Source organism: Chryseobacterium taichungense (genome assembly GCF_900109935.1).
Lineage (GTDB): Bacteria > Bacteroidota > Bacteroidia > Flavobacteriales > Weeksellaceae > Chryseobacterium > Chryseobacterium taichungense.
Map to the genome: position 1 here is coordinate 224,421 of NZ_FOBV01000001.1, position 21,056 is coordinate 245,476.

The window sequence follows — 21,056 nt, forward strand, 5'->3', positions numbered from 1 at the left end:
TGCTGTTAGTCTTTGAATATAACTTTTCTTAAGGCTTTAATATATCCTTTTCCGAAACGACGATCCGGCTCCATATAATTTCCTTCTCCCCACTCATTCCAGGAAACTAAAAATAAAATCTTTTTATCTTCTTTTTTGTTCTTCAGAAATTGGAGTGCTTTTGAAACCTGTCTTGCAAATAAATCCGGAGTTGATCCTGAAATTACAAATCCTCTACTGCCAGACCTTGGTGTATGATCGTAATTAGGAATTATTGTAGGAATAGTATCTTCATCATGGTGCTGATCCGTGTAAAGATTATCAGATAATCTCTCATAATCAATCTTTCTGGGGGTATTTAACAATTTAATGTTTAAAAACTGCCAAGCCTTGACAAGATAAGGCTGATTAACATATGTCTTCAGATAATCCTGCAGTCTGTACATTGCGTCAAACCCTAAAGCTTTTACTTCTTCTTTTGTTTCCCCTCTTTGAACTGCTACAAAATAAATTCCTTCCAGGCCATTTTGTAATGCCAGCTCACGCCAAACTTTAATAATTTCTTTTATTTCCTCTTTTTTATCAATGGCATAAATAACAAATAATGGCTTACCATCCACCTGGATATATCTCTTGTCCTTAAAAGCAGGTAATAAAGCCGTCATAAAATGCTCTTCATAATCCTCTCTGCCAAGATATTTCTGTTCGATCAGTAGTTTATCTCCGCTTCCGGAAGGATCCCAAAGTTTTTGATACCAATTATGATTAGCCCATCCAAAACAAAAAGGAAAATCCGGTTCACCAGAAGCTAGAACCTCATTAATAGGCCTTTCCAAGAGTCTCTTTCCGTCTCCGAACCAATAATGCCAATAACAAAAGCCTTCCACGCCAGCTTCCTTCGCCATTTCGACCTGTAACTTTCTGGTTTCTGCAACTCGTAAATCATAAAACCCAAGATCAGCAGGGATATTAGGTTGATGATGCCCTTTGTAAAGTGGTTTGGCATTAGCCACACAATGCCATTCTGTAAAACCAGGTCCCCACCATTCATTATTTTCAGGAACAGGATGGAATTGAGGGAGATAGAAAGCTATTACACGAGCTTTTTTATTTTTCATTATTATTAATTTTTGATTCTGAAAGTTGTTATTTTATATACGAAAATTGCAGCAAAGATAAAACCAAATAGGTATGCCACTGAGCTAAGCATATCACCTCTTAAAATAAAAAAAAGAAATCCCAGTGAAACTGTATATAAGACTGAAAAAAAATCACCAGTAATTTTTCTCTCAGTCTCCCAGTATGCTTTATCAATCAGTGCTGTCTGATAGGCTATAAATATCAAAAATAAAATAATTCCTATATATCCAAAGTTTACGTATCCTTCCGCAAAATAATTTGCAGCCACATTACTAAAGAAGAAGTTGAGTTTTTCTGCGGTGAAAGCTCCTGTCCCTAGCGGCTTATCAGGCCAGACAGATCTTGGTACCCAAAACAAAAATACTCCAAGCAGTTGCTTTCCATAGGTAATTAAATCATTGGATATCAGCAAGGCAAAATTCTGGTAAGAATCGAAATGGGCTTCGGTAAACATTTTGAAATCCAATTTAAACTTCTCGGTATTTTCATCTCCAAAATTCCGGAAAATATTTAAAAATGGAAAAAGAAAAAGTAATCCTCCCACAAAAATTAGTGAAAAGACGTTTTTTTTCCTCACAAATGAAAATAAAATCAGTAAAACAGGAATATACATTGCCGCTGCTGCAAAACGGGGAACAGCAGACGGAAAACAGGTAAAAAGAGCCAATATCCCCAATATAGCAAAAACAACTTTATTTTTTTCTTTAGTAACACCGTAATAAAGAAAACACATGATAGAAATGGGCCGCACAAAATTATTTACGATCAGCCATTTTGTAGGACTCTCATCTACTTCAAAATCTCTCATTGCATCAGCAACCAACTCTCCTCCACGAACCAACATTGGAACAATATTAAAATTATTGGATGCAAATACTATGAAGAAGGCCAGTAAGGATAAAGCTATCAAAAGTAAAGAATTGATAAAAGTTACTTTATCAGGTACTTTAAAGCTGTTAAGCTTTCTTTCCAGTCGTGGTCTTTGTATTGTTTTTCTGAAAAAGTTATAAATAATCTTATATAAAATAATGATAAATATGACTAAAATATTTGTAAAAAAATATTCTTCTTCCAAAAGAGGCCTATAATACCAGAGCTTAGAATTATCGTATGACTGTAGTAATGGTGCTACTCCAAAGAAAAAAAGAGAAAAAAGATAAAACATTTTTTCTAGTGAATAGGATTCGTGACTTTTGGAAAAAATATTATATATAGAAATTACCTGTATAATACTACTTGTAAAAAATACTCTGTTTGAAAAATACTCAGAATCTTTTCCTGCAAAAAACATTGCAACAATACAGATTACTGATATGAAGATCCATAAAAGCCTATTCATTAGTTCTAAATAAATCTATCTTTAGGTTGATAATCAACGCTTCTACTATTGATCTTTAATATTTTTGTCATAATGCTATTATCTTCATTCGATGCTAAATTATTCTTATGATTCGTGCAGGATTACCTGCTGCGATACAGTTATCAGGAATATTTTTTGTTACCACACTATTAGAGCCAATTATCGAATTTTCTCCAATTTTTATTCCTGGTAATATTGTTACTTTATCAGCTATCCATACATTATCGCCAATATAAACCCCCCCCTTAGAAAATAATTTTCTTTTAGCCGGAGCGGTATTCAATTCTCCTTTATCCATTGAGCCATGCGAGTTATCACTTATTGTAATATATTTTCCTGTCAATACATTTTTACCTATATATATACTATTTATGCTCGTAATATGAAATCCTTCACCAATGGTAGTACCCTCATCTATAATAATGTTAGGAGAATAAATATCCCCATTATATTCATTCCATGCAGCAAGGGTTCCATTAGCAGCTAATGTAACATTATCTTTTATACTTATTGAGTTAAATCCTATTATTTCACTGGAATAATGGATAAATATATTTTTTCCAAAATATTTAAAATATCTAGATAAGCTTCCTGCCTTGAAAAATCCTAATATGGCAACTTTTTTGTCATGAAAGCCTGATGTTAATACTATACTATGCAATACTCCCAGTTTAAATATTATTTTTTTTAAAAATCTATATGTTATATTCATATCACTTAATGTTATTATATCAAGTTTAACATTCTAACTTTAACTTAGTCTTTTAGCTTTTATAATGCTTGCTAAATTTAGCATAATTAATTTGGGACTAAAGTATTTCCAGTTTATAATATTAATTTTCATTTTTTTAAGAAAACAGAAACATAAAATTATAATCATAATATCTATAAAGATAATATTCCATGCTGCGCCATAATAACCAAATTTTTTACTTAAATAATAGTTTAGTAACAAGCCAGCAATATTACAAAATAAATTAATTCTAAAATAGAGTTTATCAAAATTATAATTCAATAGAACTTGAACACCCAATAAATTACATAATCCCATAGTTAAAGGGGCAAAAGATACAATTTCCAAAATTTTAATAGATTCGTTGAACTTTTCTCCAAAAATTAATTTAATTAAAAAAGGAGAAAAGATTAATAAACATAAGCAGATTATAAAGTAAAAATATGTAATGATCGGTACGATTTTTTTTACGATATCATTTCCTACTTCAGTAGATTTTGAAAATGCATTTGAGATAAATGGATAGATAGCCGTTGATATAGGAATGAAAAGTACATTCACCACCACAAATAAAAAATTAATGCTTGTTGTAAAATATCCTATTTCTTTTGTAGTAACGAAGAAACCTAAAATAATGGTATTAGTAGTTGCCCGGAAAGCTCCTAATACGTTGGATATAAATATAAATCTATCATTAAATATCAGGGTAAATAATTTATTTAATGGCTGCCTCATTAATTGTAATGAGTATTTTCTTTTAGCATATATGAGCAATCCTATATTAATCGTAACATTAAAAACTGTTGCAAATAAAGGGATGTAAAAATAATCTTGCTTTGTTTTTACAAACAGGAAAATAAGGATCATATTAATGAATCCTCTTACCACATTTATTTTGGAAAAAATCTTTAAATCCTGAAAGCTCTGATAAATGAATTGTGGCGAAAAAACCGAGGAAAGCAATCCTAAAAATAAAATAATACTTACTACGTAATCTTTATGTAAAACCTCACCAAAGAATAGAGAAATCATAAACAATATACTCGAAATGACATATAAAATACATCTGGAATAGATAACTTCAGAAAATGCCTTACTGACAAATTCTTTATCCTGAATATTTCTGGAAATTATTTTAGTTCCTGATAAATCAAAACTATATAAAATAAACAATGTAAAGTATCCTATAAAAGCAGTACTATAATTTAAAATACCATATCCCTCAGGTCCAATAATTCTCGATACATAAGGCATCGTAACTAAAGGGAAAGCAACATTTGCTATTTGGCTTATTCCTAAAGAAAAAATATTTTCAAATACTTTGTTTTTAAACATTACATGTTATTAGTATAGCTTTAATTTGTTTTTAGAACGTATATTCTATTTTTTTGTAAAATATAAAATTGGATTTTCTATCTGTTAAGAATCTTTTGCCACCATTTTCTTTCTTCAGCATTATACCCATAACCATATTTGTTTCCATAGCCAAAATAATTCTGATTTACATCATTTAATACAAAACCTACATTTTTGATTTTCTCTGACTCAATATTCTTATTAGCAAAATCGATCAATGTTTTTTCTGTATAACCAGATCTTGCAACATACAATGTTACATCTGCCATTTCAGCAAAAAGGAAGGTATCTGTAACAAGCATTAATGGGGCTGTATCTAAAATAATATAGTCATACTTAGTTTTAAGTTCATCTAAAAGTTCTTCATAGCGACCATTCGTAAGAAGTTCTGTAGGATTAGGCGGTATACTTCCCGAATAAATTACATGCAGGTACGGATTAAAAGTAGAGGTATGTACGATATCTTCAATTTTGGTTTTATCCTCGTACAGATATTCAGTAAGTCCCATCAAGCCTTTTCTTGCAGGATTATACCTTTGAAGTTGGGGATTCCTGATATCAGAACCTATAATAATAACTTTTTTATTTGGAGTAGCAAGTGCTAAAGAAAGATTTACAGAAACGAATGTTTTACCTTCCCCTTTTACGGTGGAGGTTACAAATACCACTTTAGCTTCTTTTTTCTTAGCCAGCATAAAGTTCATATTCGTAATCAATATTCTGAAAGCTTCTGCCAAAGGAGTAAGATCATTAGTCTTAATAAGCTCTTCCTGCCCTCTTTCCAAGCTCGGGATTTCTCCGATTACTGATTTACCGTGAGATAGGACTTCCAGATCGTGTCTTGACTTGATTTTATTATTAAGTAATTCTTTAATATAAATAATGATAAAAGGGATCAGTAAACCAAGCAACAGCCCTCCTAATAAGAATACTTGTTTTCTTGGAGAGATAGGATTCGGTAATGTATATGCATAATCTACAATTCTTGCTTTATTCGCTGTTACAGCCAATGAAATTGCTGTTTCTTCTCTTTTCTGAAGTAATAAAAGATATAAACTTTCTTTGATCTGCTGTTGTCTTTCAATACTTCTAAACTTTTTTTCCTGAGAAGGTACTTTAGTAATCTTAGAATTAATTGTACTTTGTTCTCCCTGATATTGGTTTCTGGCTAGCTGTAGGCCCGTTCTGTTTTTAATTAAGCTTTCCATAACGGCGCCTTTTAAGGAAGAAATCTGCTTACTTAAGTCTACTACAAGCGGGTTTTGAGCCGTTGCATTCTCCAACAACCTATTTCTCTCTATAACCAATTGATTATAAGCAGATATATTTGACACTGCTGTTTCATTATTTAAACCTATGTTTGCTGGTAAAACCTGAGAATTATTTTGCCTGCCTAAAAAATCAATCAATGAATTAGTTAATTCAAGTTGAGATTCCAATTCCAGCTCTCTTGCCCTGGCGTTCGCAGAAGTTTCAAGATTTAATTTGGCTTCGGTTTCAATATCAACAATTTTGTTTGAGGTTTTAAAGTTTTCTTTCTGATTTTCAACCTGTCCTAACTCATTTGCAATAATATTTATTCTGTCATCTATAAAATCCTTTGTTTTCTTGGATTCAGAATTTTTTTCATTAATAGCTTCAGTGTTATAAACATCCACTAAATTATTAAGAATGTCTTTGGCTTTGTCGTTATTAGGATAATTTAATGAAAGGCCAATCACGGTAGCATCTTTATTCACTAAATAAACATTTAATTTGCCCTGCCAGCTATTTACCGTGTTTTCAAGTGTAGTATAAGAGAAGTACATTTCACTCGTATCACCAGCTTTTAGCTTGTTAAATTTCCTGTTGCGCTCAATGATCAGATTAGCATAAGGCAAACTGATCGTTCTATTAAAAGTTGTTTTGATTTCTTTTGGAAGTTCTTCAGAACTTAAGGTAATATCATTTCCAGATATTTTTATAGCAATGGGCTTTTCAGGAGTTTTTGTAAAAGGCTTTTCGTTGATTGTATGTATGATGACCGGCGAAGTATCTCTGTAAAGTTCTTTTGTCTTGAGGCCAGATTTTGTGTAAACCACATTCTGTAATTCAAGCTTTTTGACAACATCATACATCATCTTCTTAGACTTGAATATTTCTATTTCGTTTTCAATACTGTTGGTACCCATTCCTCCCAAGCCCGATAGATCCTGTAATACAGCAAACTCTCCCGTTGTTGTAGAAGGTGCTTTTTTGGCATCTTTGATGAGTACTGATGTTTGGGTTTTATATACAGGTGTTGCCTGTTTTACATACAGATATACTATAACTAAAGATAAAATAGGAATGATAATGAACCAGATCCAGTTTCTCAGATAAGGTTTTAAAGCTTCATTAATATTAATTTTTTTACCCTGTTCTTCAACTATAGAGTTATTCATTATTTAGTTTTATATTTAAATCTTTAACTATCATTATATGCGCATTAACAATCTTTTCTTCAGACTTTACCCATAATTGCTGTATTTGTTTAATGCTTAATCTAACTAATCACCAATTCTTAATATTGATAAGTATTGATTTGTTGCTAAATGTACTGTAAAATCTATTTTCGGATCAAAGATACGATAACCGCAACTGCAGTTACTGCAATAGAAATCGCCGTTAAATAGAGTCCTGTATTAGGATTCTGTTTTGCCTGTACATCTTTGGTATTAGTGGCTGGTACAATGATCGCATCACCCTGCTTAAGGTAATAATAAGGTGAGTTGATAAGATTGGCATCCGTTAAATTTATTTTTCCGTGAGACACCACTCCGTTTTCGGTACGGATAATCAGTATGTCATCTCTTTTTCCATACATGGTAAGATCGCCTGCCATTCCCAATGCATTCCAAATTGTTCCCTGTCCGTTTGAAATCGTGTAGTCACCCTGTTTGTTAACTTCTCCTAATATCGTAATTTTAAAATTAGCCAGTCTTACATTTACGGCAGGATTAATAACATACTGCTGTATCTTTTCTCTTAGTTCGTCTTTAAATTCAATAAGGGTTTTACCTGTTGTATTGATAATACCTAATGTTGGAAAATCAATATCACCTTTAGAATCTACGATATAGGTTGGTCCGGAAATACTTGCAGCCCCCTGGTTCGGCGTGTTTCCTCCTGCTGCTGCATTTGTCTGTACAACTTCTGATGATGAGTAGTTTTGATTAAAAGGTTTAACCACATCCATATCCTTGGCTGTTATTAAAATAACAAGCTGATCTCCAGGCTGAATGGTAGACCGTGAGTTTTTTAAAGAATTTTCAACAGCTGCCTGCTCAATATTCTGCATGTAATTCAAATCATTCTTAGCATTTTGATTAACTCTGCACGAAAGCAACATCAAAGCACTAAATATAACTAAAGCTTTACCCTTCATAAATTTAAAATTGTACAAATATATACATTTAAATCTTTTCTACTTATCCAATGATTCATATATTGAATTATTACTTCTGAATTCAGGAACAATTATCTTCAGAAGCTTTACAACTTCAACTTTGTCCCTTCTCAGAGAAGCTTTAGTTATGGAATTCACCAACGTTTCTATTTCCAGGAATTCCATCGTCGGATCTTTGGAAACCATGATTTTTTCATTGTGGGTAGGCAATGTTTTGGCATCATCACTCAGAAGTTCTTCATACAGTTTTTCTCCCGGTCTTAATCCTGTATAAATAATTTTGATATCAATATTAGGTTCAAATCCTGACAACTTAATCATTCTTCTGGCCAAATCCAATATTTTTACAGGCTCTCCCATATCGAAAACAAAGATCTCACCTCCCTGTCCCATTGTTCCTGCCTGCAATACAAGTTCACATGCTTCAGGAATTGTCATGAAATACCTCACAATATCCGGATGAGTAATCGTCACTGGTCCGCCTGCTTCAATCTGTCTTTTAAAATGTGGAATTACCGATCCATTTGATCCTAAAACATTTCCGAATCTGGTGGTAATAAATTTGGTACTGTTGCCCTCAACATTCTGTAATGACTGTACAAATAACTCCGCAGCTCTTTTGGAAGCCCCCATTACATTGGTAGGATTTACAGCCTTGTCGGTAGATATCATCACAAATCTGTTTACATGATACTTGCTCGATAATGTGGCAATAATTTTTGATCCTAATACATTCACCAAAATTCCTTCATGTGGATTTTCTTCAACCAACGGAACATGTTTATATGCCGCCGCATGATATACCATAGAGAAATTATAAGTCTGGAATAAAGGCTCTATTCTATACTTATTCGAAACATCAGCTAAAACAAACTTAAATCTGATATGAGGAAACTTTTCCTTCATTTCAAGCTCTATATCATATAAAGGTGTTTCAGCCTGATCTAATACAACAATCAAAGAAGGATCAAATTGAGCAACCTGGCGTACGATTTCACTTCCGATAGATCCAGCACCACCTGTTACCAGTATGTTTTTATTAAAATGTCTTCTTCTGATCTCCTCATTCTGGATTTTAATAGGCTTCCTATTCAAAAGGTCTTCAATCTGCAGATTACGGATCGATCCTCCAAAATCACTATCCCTAAGTTTCTGTACAGATGGTGCTTTAAATATATTAAGATCTTTTTCCAGAAACAAATTGACCCAGGAGTTCATCTCATCTTTTGACATCATCTCTTTTATAATGATGACACCGTCTACAAGAAGCTCTTCTTTTGAATGACGTTCTATTTTTTCTTTTCCAAAGATTGGCTTCCCGAGGAGATATGCTCTTCTGGAATCAGTACGCTGGGTAAGAAATCCTACTACGTGATAAGGAAGACTCGGATTATCTAGAATAGCTCTTGCTATAGCAATAGACTGTTCATCTATCCCCAATACAAGAATTCTTTTCTTCAACGTACTTCTTCTGTATTCTCTAACTATATGGAAAAATTCTTTTACATAAAGCCTGAAAAGAAAAAGGCCCATAAAAGAAATAATAAAATACAGAACCAAAAAAGGATTAATGATAAATTTTATGCCCGTAATCCATAAACAAATAAAGTTTACAGTTCCTACCGTAAATAATGTACAGAAGCACGATATAAGTAATTTGAAAAGATCAATAAACGTTGAATGCCTTATAATACCTGCATACGTTTTAAAAATGTACATAAAAATGACATTTGAAAGTAATATGCCTGCAAATACAATAAGCCGGTCTCTGTTGTAGACAAACTCAGCTTGTGTAATCTTTTCTATAATGTAGGTAGATAAAAACAGAGATATAACCAAAATGATAATATCTATTACAAGAATTATCCACCTTGGCAGATATCTTACATCCGAGAGATTGACAACATTATCTCCTCCGAACATTTTCTTTCTAAAAGAGTTGTACATTGTCTTTAATGGTATTCATGTGTGTAAAAAAGTATAAGTTTACCTTCTTATTCGAAAGTATTGATGCAAATTTAAAATAAAATTTCATCTATCATTAATATTTAAAAATAAATTTAATTAAGAGATAATATTGACTCTCAAACTTATCCTTCTATGATTAAAAGTACGTTTGAGCGACAGAAATCAACCTTGGCAAAAAACATACCACAGATTAATAGTATTATTTTCTATTTTCAATAAATTGTAAAACATATTGTGAATCAAAACTATTTTTTTTCTTTTTCTCAATCTCACTAATCTATAATTATTCAAAAACTTCATTTATTTTTTCATATTCAAATCCCCTGGTCATTAAATACTTTATTGTTTTTGATTTACGCTGATATTCTTTAAGCCCTTTTTGTTTTGAATAATAATCATCATACATTTTCCGGATGGTTTTATTATAGTCTGTTTCATCAATTTCATCGAAACATCCATTGATGAGCTTTTCCGGAATCTGTTTTTGTTTGAGGTGGATTTTAATTTTTGTCTTTCCCCAGTGTTTAATGTAAAATTTCCCTCTGATATAGCTCCGTGTAAATCTTTCTTCATTTAAATAATTTTCCTGTAAAAGATAAAGCAAGATCTCTTCTTTCGCTTCATCAATCAGGAGAAATTCCTTCATTTTCTGTTCCACTTCATAATGACAGCGATCCTGATATACACAATAGTTTACCAGCTTTTGCTTAATCTCATCAAAGGTGAACGACTTCTTTTCCATATCATATAAAAAGAATGAGCAGATGCCCATTCTTTATATTGTATTTAAATAAATTTTAATAGTTAAATAAGGCTTTACCTTCCATTAATTCATTTACTTTCTTTCTTACAGTAGCGATTACTTCTTCATTTTTAATGTTATCCACCACTTCAGAAATCAATCCTGCAATGGTATCCATATCATTTTCTTTCAATCCTCTGGTTGTGATCGCTGCGGTTCCCAATCTGATCCCGGATGTCGTGAATGGTGACTTATCATCAAAAGGTACCATATTTTTGTTGCAGGTAATATCTGCCAGCACCAACGCTTTTTCAGTTTCTTTTCCGTTTACACCTTTATTTCTTAGGTCAACAAGCATCAGGTGATTGTCGGTACCTCCGCTTACAATGTCAAATCCTCTGTCAATCATTGCTTTTGACAATGCCTGAGCATTAGATTTAACCTGTTTTGCATATGTTTCGAACTTAGAATCCAAAGCCTCCCCAAAAGCTACCGCTTTTCCTGCAATCACATGCTCCAAAGGACCTCCCTGAATACCTGGAAAAACAGCTCCATCCAAAACCTGACTCATCATTTTGATTTCTCCTTTCGGAGTTTTGTGGCCGTAAGTGTTTTCAAAATCTTTACCCATCATGATCATACCTCCTCTCGGACCTCTCAACGTTTTATGCGTCGTAGTAGTCACTACATGGCAATGCTCAAATGGTGAATTCAATAATCCTTTTGCCACCAAACCTGCAGGATGCGCGATATCTGCCCAAAGTGTCGCACCAATTTCATCGGCAACCTCTCTGAATTTAGCATAATCAAGATCTCTTGAATACGCTGAAAAACCGGCAATCATCATTTTTGGTTTTTCTCTCAGAGCAACTTCTCTCATCTGATCATAATCGATAAGACCTGTTTCCTGCTGAACTCCATAAGAAACGACATCGTATTGAATTCCTGAAAAATTAACGGCCGAACCATGAGTAAGGTGCCCTCCCATAGAAAGATCCATTCCCATGATTTTGTCGCCCGGCTTTAAAACGGCAAGATAAATAGCTGCATTCGCCTGAGATCCTGAATGTGGCTGCACATTAACATAATCTACACCAAAAAGCTGCTTTGCTCTTTCAATGGCCAAAGTTTCAACCTCATCTACAACCTCGCATCCTCCATAATATCTTTTTCCGGGATATCCTTCCGCATATTTGTTGGTAAGTACGCTTCCCATAGCTTTCATCACATTGTCAGAAACAAAGTTTTCTGATGCAATCATCTCAATCCCGTGGGTTTGTCTTTGTCTTTCTTTTTCAATCAGGTCGAAAATAATGTCCATTTACTTTTAGTTTTGAAATTTTTCACCCCAAAAGTACGAAATTTTGAGCAAGATTATGGTATTAACAAATATGATTTTTCATCCTTAAAATTGTTCAATTTGTTAAGATATCTCTTTTTTAATGATGTTAAAACAATATTTTCCGGGTATTTTTCATCTACATTTTAATCTTAAAAATTAAAAAATTCCTCACAAAAAAATTTTAGAGGAATAAATATATTTGATGTAAAGAAAATTAAAATCCTTCATCAGAAAGCTCTTTATTAACGATTGCACCTGTAAAGTTTCCTTGTGCCACAGCATTCGCAACAGATCTCATCATCGTTGTATTATCACCGCACGCAAAAACACCTTCTGCGCTGGTCTTGTGGAAATGATCTATTTTAATGAAACCATGTTCGGTAAGCTCAAGTTTGAGATCATCCGTATTAATGTTCTGCTCAAAAGGTATTTTAGCATACAAAGCATCAAGTGTTTCCTCCTGACCGTCTTTAAATACAACTTTCCGGATCTGGCCATTCTCGTGTACTATTTTTTGTATTTCCTGTTCGGCAATGACGATTTTATTTTGGTTAAATCTATTTTTTTGATCTTCACTGAATGTACATTTTCCATTAGTAAATAAAATAAGATTTTTTGATAAATTAAAAACCAGCTTTGAAAATTCGAATGCAAGATCGCCATTGGAAAGTATTCCTGTTCTTTTGCCTTTTACTTCATAGCCGTGACAATACGGACAATGGATTACAGATATTCCCCAGCATTCTGAAAATCCTTCAATATCCGGAATCTGATCTTTTACACCAGAAGCGAGAATTATTTTTTTAGCGGAAAATTTTTCTCCATTTGTCGTTTCTATAGTAAAACCATCAGAATTTCTTGAAGTTCTTAAAACTGTACCATCAAAAAAAGATACTGTTTCATATTTCATAACCTGTTCTTTCGCCATATCCGAAATTTCTTTCGGCGTTTTTCCATCCTGTGTCAAAAAATTATGTGAATAAGGTGTCCGTCTGTTGCAGGGTTTTCCGCTGTCTATGATTAAAACATTTCTTAAAGATCTGCCCAAAGACATTCCTGCCGATAATCCTGCGTAGCTACCTCCTATTATTATTACATCAAAGTTATTTTCCATAAAATCGTTGTTTGCCTCAATTAAATACAAGTAATGAACCGTTTATCAGGCAAAGTTAAAAAAGATTTCTTTAATGCAATAATGTTGCGTTAATAATTTAAAATTATTCCGAAACAGGAGTAAGAAATAAATAAATATCTCTAATATCCGGCCTTAATTTCTTCAATCTCACTTTGTACTCTTTTATTAATATCAATTTTGGCCCCTTCAAAACTGAAAATAACAGTACCTTTTTCTCTTGCAAAAGGATTAACAATGGAATCTGAAATTTTTGAATATTTAAAGACCGTAGCCGTTTTCTTAAGCTCATCTTCCGGAGACTCTTTTATCCTGATTAAGTTGGTATATGTTTTACTGAAATCAAACCAATTAATGTAATCTGCATTAAATGAAACTGCTTTTATCCCTTTTACCGAATAGTAATTGATTGCACCTGCCTGTCCATAATTATCACACAGCACCAAAGTATTTCCGCTTTTAGAAAGTTCCGTATACAGTCGATCTGTTTTCTCAGCAAGCTCTTTCCAGCCAAGCATATCTGCAAAATCCTGCGGCAGCTGGTGATCTTTACCGTCTTCCCAGCGCAGCATTCCCAAATTCCTGTACATATCCTGATGAGACAAAATATACCGCGGACTTTTGTTTGGCAAAGCAACACCGTAGATCGGAATAAAACACATCACAGCCATCACTATAAAAACAACTTTCAGTATTTTCCCAGGCTTTATTCTATCCAGAAAGTCTGAAATAAATACCGCTCCAAAGGCAATATAGGTTGGATAAATACCAATCGCATAATAATCTTTAGCCTTAAAAAGCAAAAATAAGATCATCGTAAAAAGATAAGCCCACAGGAAGAACCTGAATTTTTCAAACCGCTTGTAAACAAGCAATGCGTAAAATCCGGAAAAAATAACCAATACAGATCCTAAGAAAAACAGAATCTGCGACTTTAGAAAATCAAACCGGTTCACATTCGCCAACTGTCTTTCTGAAAGTTCTTTCATATGATGAATCATCGGAAAATGATGAAGATACTGCCATATCATATTTGGTAAAATGAAAACTAATGACAATAATGCGGCAAAATATAAGTGCTTCTGCAGAAAAATTTTTCTTTGTCTTGTTAAAAGCAGAGCAGGAATAATTCCCAAGAGTGAAAATACAATATTATACTTGTTTAAAAAGCCAATTCCAAAAAATACAGCTCCTATATACAGCCATTTTACTTTCTCAGAGTTTAAATACTTAATTAAGGAAAAATACACCAGTGTCCATAACAATACTTCCAGTGAATTAGGCTGAAAAAGCGTATTGAGACGCAATAGAACGGAAAGCAGAATTCCAGTAGAAGCCAAAATCTGGGCGTATAAATTCCCTCCGAGTTCTTCAATCATTTTCCAGACAACAACAATCGTTAATGCTCCAAATAATGCAGGAAAAAATTTCACCCAAAATACAGAGTTCCCTAAGATTTTAATTAAAAACGCTATCCAGGAAGTCACCGGTGGAACTGATAAATATCCCCATGCCAGATGATTTGCCTGATCAAGATGCAGATATTCATCACGCTGAAGCTCATATTCAGGATTGATTGCTGTGAATTGAAGAATAAATTTGGCTAAAATAAATAAGAAAAGGATAATTCCACTTTTTTTCATGGTCGTTCTAATATTATAATAAAACATTCAAAAGCCTGCAGATATTACATTCATGTTTAAAATTACAATTAATCAATATTTTAAACTCTTTATTAAATAAAAATCCTGAGAAAAAGATCCCAGGATAATTACATCTAAAAAATTTATAGTGTTAGTTTACTATTTTTTTGCTTTATCTTTCAGTTCTTCTTTGTCTTTGTCAGATGGGTTCCAAACTTTAACATCAGCATTTTTATCAATTCCTGACAGGATTTCAACATTGATTCCGTCGCTTGCCCCAAGTTTTACGTATGCTTTTTTGAATTTACCATCTTTCTGCTTCACCTCAACGAAAGGAACATCTTTACCATTTTTCTTTTCATACTGAATTAAAGACTCGTCTAAAAGCAAAGCATTTTTCTTTGACGTCAGTACAATCTCACCATTGGCAGAAAATCCAGCTCTGATATATTCGTTATTCGGATTGAAAACGTCGCCTTCGACCGGGAATTTAATGGTTCCGTTGTTGTCTTTACCTTTTGGGGCGATCATCGTCAGTCTTCCCGGAAATGTTTTATTCTGAAGAGCACCAATTACGATATTCATATCCATTCCCTGTTTCAGTTTGCCGGCCTGAGCCTCATCAATTTCTCCCTGGAAAATCAATGAATTAAGATCAGCGATTGAACAAATGGTAGTTCCCGCGTTGAATGAGTTGGCTTCAATTACCTGACTTCCCACCTTTACCGGCACTTCAAGAACAGTCCCTGAAGCTTTCGAACGGATCTGCGTAGTGGCCAATCCCTGCAATTCAGGAGTAGCACCCGTTTTTGCAATCAGTAAAGACTTTTGCGCGGTTACAAGCTGCTGCTGCGCATTTCTCAATGCCTGCTGTGTAGTATACAATTGCTGTTGTGCATTTAAATACTCCTGTTTTGAGGCCACGCCTTGTTTGTAAAGTCTTTCCTGTATTTCAAACTGTTTGCGCATATTTTCAACATTCAGTTTTGCATTGCTGATCTGAAGCTGCTGATTATTCACATTCTGCTGGGCGTTGTTTACCTCCGCAATATTCGGAACAATTCTTACTGTTGCGATCAGTTGTCCGGCCTGTACCTTATCGCCTTCATCCACTAAAATTTTATCGATAATCCCTGCTATATTGGGTTTGATTTCAATTTCTTCCTTCGGAATAATTTTTCCTGTAGCCATCACCTTATCATCCATATTCTGAACGGTAGGTTTACGGGTAAGGAAAGCTTCGCTCTCTTTAGAATTGGATTTTACGAGATACCCGATCCCTGAGAACAATGCCACTGCAAATAAAAGCCCCAAGATAATATAAATGGCTTTTTTCCAAGTGAATTTCTTTTTCATATGTATAGTTTATTTATTATTTAAATTAAAAATCAACTGCTTCAGTCGCGACAATCACCCATTACAACTTATAATTTATTCCGTTCTTAATGCTTCAATAGGTCGTATTTTCACTGCCCTCTGTGCCGGAATCATCCCGATAATCAGCCCTAAAAATACCATTACCGCCATCGCTGCAAATACATTTCCATAATTCACTGTAGGATTATAGAACGGGAATGAGTCCTGACCTTGCGTTGCTATGTTTAAAATCATCAGGACAAAAATTCCGAACATAAAACCGATAAGTCCCGACGACAGCGTAATTACAACACTTTCCAGGAGAATCTGGTTTCTCACTTCAGAAGGTTTGGCACCAAGCGCTCTCCTGATTCCAATTTCCTTCGTTCTTTCCTTTACGGTAATCAAAAGAATGTTTGAAATAGCAATTACCCCTGCGAGGATAGTCAGTGTTCCTACGATAATGGTAAGAAGCTGCATCCCTGTTAGAAAGCCGGTAAGTTTTTTAAATTCTTTTCCAAGGTTAAAACTTCCGAAAGCATTGGTATCTTCTGGAGAAACTTTATTTTTAGTTTTCAATTCAAGCTTTACATTTTCTTCTACGGAATTTACATTGACATTAGGCTTGCTTACAATCGCAAACATATCGATCTGATCTGCTGCATTATACATCTTCGTATACGTCGAAAGCGGTATAAAAACCGTCTGATCATTTTCAAATCCGCCTCCTTTTTTCACCCGGAAAACGCCTACGACATTAAAGAAAATCCCTTTAATATTGATTGATTTTCCCAGAGGATTTTCATTCTTTTTAGAATCAAAAAAGTTTTTATAAATCTCTTCACCAATAACAGCTACATTTTTATTTCCTGATACGTCAGCATCATTAATATAACGTCCGTAAATCAGTTTTTTCTCTGATATTTTATTTCCTACAGGATAATCTCCAGTCAAAGAATACGTGCCACTTTTACCGTTCCTTGACATTGATTCTCCCGGTGTTCCGGTAAAGCTTCCTCTGGAGTTCTGAGGCGAGATGTAATCAATATCTGAAATTTTCCTTTTCAGCATATCTGCATCCGAAAGATGGAGATGCATCTGGCGCCCTTTGGGAAAACCTTCGTAAGGAATGGATGTATTTTGTGCCCAGAGAAAAATGGAATTGGTCGCAAAGCCTGAAAATAATTTATCGAAACCGTTTTCCATTCCCTTGGCAGCCCCAAGCAGACTTACATACAAAAACATACCCCATCCTACCCCAATCATGGTAAGAAATGTTCGAAGTTTATTATTCCTGAGTGAATAATAAATTTCCTGCCAAGTATCTTTTTTAAATATTATATTCATTTTCTAACTGTCAATCTTTTTAATAATGTCAAAAGTCAATCTCTGCGAATCAATGGTCAATCTTTCTGAGACTAAATTCCCCATTAATTGTTCATCATTCTGTTCTCAGCGCTTCAATAGGTTTAATTTTCGATGCTCTGTATGCCGGAACAAAACCAGCTATTAAACCCGAAAATACGAGGGCAATAAATGCCATAAAGATAGAACCCCAGCCTACACTCGGATCTTTTATAAAATATTCTTCCAGGCTGTCACCAATCAGATGTAAAGCTAAAACACCCAGTCCTACTCCCACAAAGCCTGAAATAACAGTAATGACCACACTTTCCTGAACAATCAGCGCAACAATACTTCGCGGTTTAGCGCCGATCGCTTTTCTTACTCCGATTTCCTTTGTACGTTCTTTTACAATATACACCATGATATTACTGATCCCGATAATTCCGGCTGCTAGAGTTCCCAAGCCGATAAATCCTACGATTCCGGTAAGTACCGCCATAAAGGCAAAAGTATCTTCCATATTTTGGGCATTGTTCCAGACTCTTACTCCATTTTCATCACTTGGGGCAACATTTTTTCTGGCTTTTAATTTTTCTTTAATTTCATCACCATATTTAATGGCTTGTTGTGGCGTAAGCTTATCATTATAAGCGATGTAATTGATACTCACGGTATCTGAGCCTTTTTTCATCTGCTGTAAAGTAGTGATGGGAACCGTAATATGCCTTTCATCCCAGTCGCCACCGTCATCAGAGAAAACACCAACCACTTTAAACATGGTTCCGTTAATGTTTAATTCTTTACCAATGGGACTTCCGTTTTTAATTAAATCACGCTGCACCATTCTTCCGATTACCGCCACATTTTGCTTTCTTTCAAGATCGGTGGGTGTCAGATATCTGCCGTCCAGCATTTTCCGGTTTTCAATAACCTGTTCTTCAGGCTGCGCCCCGTTGATCTGATAATTACCACTTTCTTTGCCGTATTTTACTAATAAATTTGCGGTATAACGTGGTGTTGAGCTTCCTACTTTTTCTTTATCAATGTTGACGAGGAAATCATAATCGTCATTATTCATCGTCACAACTCTATCAGACTGAAGTCCTTTGTAAGCCACTGTTGTTTTGCCTGTCACAATAGAAATCAGATTTTGGGCATCCCGTGCAAAGCCTTGTGTAAAGGCATTCTGAAGTCCTGTCCCAATTCCGAAAAGAACAATGAAAATAAATAATCCCAAAGCCACAGTAAAGCCGGAAAGCACCGTCCGCAATACATTACTGCGAATCGAACTGAATATTTCCTGCCAGCGATCTAGGTCGAACATATTTCTTAGATTTGAAGCGGGAAGCCTGATGATGGAAGTTTCCAATCTTTCCGCTGATTTATTTAATTATTACAATTTTAATTTTTTCATCCTCAAGCCTCCATCTCCCAGCTTCCAGCCTATAAAACGAGCTGCTTAATAAACTCATCACTTTCGATGATACCGTCTTTTAAAATAACGTTTCGTTTGGTTTGTGCAGCCACGTCAGGTTCGTGAGTTACCACGATAATGGTCTTTCCTTCATTATTGATATCCTGCAGAAGTTTCATGATATCGTGCGTTGTTTTAGAATCCAGAGCTCCTGTAGGTTCGTCGGCAAGTACAACTTTAGGATCCGTGATCAATGCCCTTGCAATGGCAACCCTTTGTTTCTGTCCTCCGGAAAGCTCATTAGGCAAGTGATTGGCCCATTGTGCAAGTCCGACTTTTTCCAGATATTCCATCGCTTTACGCTCCCGTTCCTTTCTCGGAACATTCTGATAATATAAAGGAAGGGCAACATTATCCAAAGCTGTTTTATAACCAATCAAATTAAAAGACTGGAAGATGAAACCTAAAAATTTACTTCTATATTCTGCAGCCTTTACCTCCGAAAGATGCTCTATCGGAACACCATCCAGCTCATAAATACCTGAATCTTTTTCATCAAGAATACCGATAATATTAAGCAAGGTCGATTTTCCGGAACCGGAACTTCCCATGATCGAAACAAATTCACCCTCGGAAATAGTAAGATTAATTCCCTTAAGAACATGCAGCTTACTTTTTCCGGTATCGTATGACTTATGTAAATCCTGAATTACTAACATTAAGTGGTATGTTTTATCCAATAAGTAGATATAAATTTTGATTTGTTACGCAGAATGAAAAATTCTTTAATTAAATTACTGTTTAATACATTTATTCTTTATTTATAGTACTTTATGAATTAATGTTTAATATTAAATCGCTGATACGATGTATTTTTACCGCATATTGTTTTGTAAGCCAGTATCTAAGCGGTTTTCATGTAAATGTGGAAAACTTTTACGGTTAAAACTCAATCATTTAGTGTTTCACCCTTTTAAATACAGTTCTTGTTTTCTAACTTTGTACTTGTACATCACAAAAAATAAAACACTTTTCAGGTTAATAACTATTAACTCTAAGTGACAACAAATCAAAGCGTTGTATATTTTTTGAACTTTATCCACATCGATCTATTATTTAATTTTTTAAGACATTCTAAAATATGGGAATTTTTGATAAAAGAGTAAGCTATAAGCCATTTGAATACCCTGAGGTTCTTCAATTCGTAGAGGCGATCAACAAGTCGTTTTGGGTGCACTCGGAAGTAGATTTTACTGCAGATGTTCAGGATTTTCATTCACAGTTGGAACCGCACGAAAAACACGCCGTAAAAAATGCACTTCTTGCCATCGCACAGATTGAAGTATCCGTAAAAACGTTCTGGGGGAATTTGTATAACCATCTTCCAAAACCGGAATTCAATGGTTTGGGGGCAACTTTTGCAGAATGCGAATTCCGTCACTCTGAAGCCTATTCGCGACTATTGGAAGTACTGGGCTACAATGAAGAATTTTTGAATGTTATTGAAATTCCTGCTGTAAAAAAGAGAATTGACTTTTTGTCAAATGTTCTAAAACACGCTAATTCAGCGACCCCGAAAGAATATGTTTCTTCTCTTCTGCTATTCAGCATCCTGATCGAAAACGTTTCGCTTTTCTCACAATTTGCGATTATTCTTTCTTTCACAAGGTTTAAAGGATATATGAAAAATGTTTCCAACATCATCGCATGGACTTCCGTTGATGAGCAAATTCATGCCAACGCCGGAATCTACCTGATTAATAAAATCCGTGAGGAACAGCCTGACCTGTTGACCGATTCTGATATTGAGGATATCTATACCCTTGTTGACCAATCTGTTGAACTGGAAGGAGAAATCCTTGACTGGATCTTCGAATTGGGAGAATTAAATGTATTCTCAAAAGAAGATTTATTAAACTTCATGAAATATCGTGTTGATGACAGTTTAAAGAAAATCAACATGAATACAAGATATAATGTCTCTCCTGAACAATACCGCCCAATGGTATGGTTTGAAGAGGAAGTTTTCGCCAATTCAATGGATGATTTCTTCGCTAAAAGGCCTGTAGACTATACAAAGCATGATAAGAGTATTACGGCGAATGATTTATTCTAAA

Annotated in this window: 16 protein-coding genes; 1 reads left to right on the top strand and 15 read right to left on the bottom strand. The window is 34.3% G+C overall.

The window, feature by feature from the left end; all coding sequences use genetic code 11:
* Positions 1-5: 5 nt before the first annotated feature.
* The 15 genes from BMW64_RS01065 to BMW64_RS01135 form a co-directional block, all read right to left on the bottom strand.
* Complete coding sequence (locus BMW64_RS01065; RefSeq protein ID WP_089998007.1) at positions 6-1,097, bottom strand: glycosyltransferase WbsX family protein; 1,092 nt, start codon at positions 1,095-1,097, stop codon at positions 6-8.
* Positions 1,098-1,102: 5 nt separating this feature from the next.
* Positions 1,103-2,458, bottom strand: a complete 1,356-nt coding sequence (locus BMW64_RS01070) for an oligosaccharide repeat unit polymerase (protein WP_089998008.1) — start codon at positions 2,456-2,458, stop codon at positions 1,103-1,105.
* Positions 2,459-2,552: 94 nt separating this feature from the next.
* The gene (locus BMW64_RS01075) at positions 2,553-3,191 is read right to left on the bottom strand and encodes an acyltransferase (protein WP_089998009.1); all 639 of its coding nucleotides are present in this window, start codon (positions 3,189-3,191) and stop codon (positions 2,553-2,555) included.
* A gap of 39 nt (positions 3,192-3,230) precedes the next feature.
* Entirely contained in the window at positions 3,231-4,547 is a 1,317-nt protein-coding gene (locus BMW64_RS01080; protein WP_089998010.1) for an oligosaccharide flippase family protein, read from the bottom strand.
* 77 nt (positions 4,548-4,624) lie between these two features.
* On the bottom strand, positions 4,625-6,991 hold the full coding sequence (locus tag BMW64_RS01085; RefSeq protein WP_089998011.1) for a GumC family protein: 2,367 nt from the start codon (positions 6,989-6,991) through the stop codon (positions 4,625-4,627).
* Between the two features lie 164 nt (positions 6,992-7,155).
* A complete protein-coding gene (locus BMW64_RS01090) occupies positions 7,156-7,974 on the bottom strand; it encodes a polysaccharide biosynthesis/export family protein (protein WP_089998012.1) in 819 nt (272 codons plus the stop codon).
* A gap of 39 nt (positions 7,975-8,013) precedes the next feature.
* Positions 8,014-9,942 (bottom strand): polysaccharide biosynthesis protein, encoded by a 1,929-nt coding sequence (locus tag BMW64_RS01095; protein ID WP_089998013.1) that lies wholly within the window; start codon positions 9,940-9,942, stop codon positions 8,014-8,016.
* 304 nt (positions 9,943-10,246) lie between these two features.
* Positions 10,247-10,705 carry a regulatory protein RecX gene (locus BMW64_RS01100; protein ID WP_089998490.1) on the bottom strand — a complete coding sequence of 153 codons (459 nt, stop codon included), beginning with the start codon at positions 10,703-10,705 and terminating at the stop codon, positions 10,247-10,249.
* Between the two features lie 55 nt (positions 10,706-10,760).
* Positions 10,761-12,026, bottom strand: coding sequence for a serine hydroxymethyltransferase (gene glyA / locus BMW64_RS01105; RefSeq protein ID WP_089998014.1), 1,266 nt, complete (start codon positions 12,024-12,026; stop codon positions 10,761-10,763).
* Positions 12,027-12,261: 235 nt separating this feature from the next.
* Positions 12,262-13,161 carry an NAD(P)/FAD-dependent oxidoreductase gene (locus BMW64_RS01110; RefSeq protein WP_089998492.1) on the bottom strand — a complete coding sequence of 300 codons (900 nt, stop codon included), beginning with the start codon at positions 13,159-13,161 and terminating at the stop codon, positions 12,262-12,264.
* A gap of 140 nt (positions 13,162-13,301) precedes the next feature.
* On the bottom strand, positions 13,302-14,822 hold the full coding sequence (locus BMW64_RS01115) for an ArnT family glycosyltransferase (RefSeq protein ID WP_089998015.1): 1,521 nt from the start codon (positions 14,820-14,822) through the stop codon (positions 13,302-13,304).
* Between the two features lie 159 nt (positions 14,823-14,981).
* Complete coding sequence (locus BMW64_RS01120) at positions 14,982-16,178, bottom strand: efflux RND transporter periplasmic adaptor subunit (protein ID WP_177175209.1); 1,197 nt, start codon at positions 16,176-16,178, stop codon at positions 14,982-14,984.
* Between the two features lie 75 nt (positions 16,179-16,253).
* On the bottom strand, positions 16,254-17,525 hold the full coding sequence (locus BMW64_RS01125) for an ABC transporter permease (protein WP_089998017.1): 1,272 nt from the start codon (positions 17,523-17,525) through the stop codon (positions 16,254-16,256).
* 94 nt (positions 17,526-17,619) lie between these two features.
* Positions 17,620-18,849 carry an ABC transporter permease gene (locus BMW64_RS01130; RefSeq protein ID WP_089998493.1) on the bottom strand — a complete coding sequence of 410 codons (1,230 nt, stop codon included), beginning with the start codon at positions 18,847-18,849 and terminating at the stop codon, positions 17,620-17,622.
* A 119-nt stretch (positions 18,850-18,968) separates the two neighbouring features.
* Positions 18,969-19,658, bottom strand: coding sequence for an ABC transporter ATP-binding protein (locus tag BMW64_RS01135; protein ID WP_089998018.1), 690 nt, complete (start codon positions 19,656-19,658; stop codon positions 18,969-18,971).
* A gap of 422 nt (positions 19,659-20,080) precedes the next feature.
* Between BMW64_RS01135 and BMW64_RS01140 the strand changes: the two genes are divergently transcribed.
* Positions 20,081-21,055 carry a ribonucleotide-diphosphate reductase subunit beta gene (locus tag BMW64_RS01140; protein WP_089998019.1) on the top strand — a complete coding sequence of 325 codons (975 nt, stop codon included), beginning with the start codon at positions 20,081-20,083 and terminating at the stop codon, positions 21,053-21,055.
* The last annotated feature ends 1 nt before the right edge of the window (position 21,056 follow it).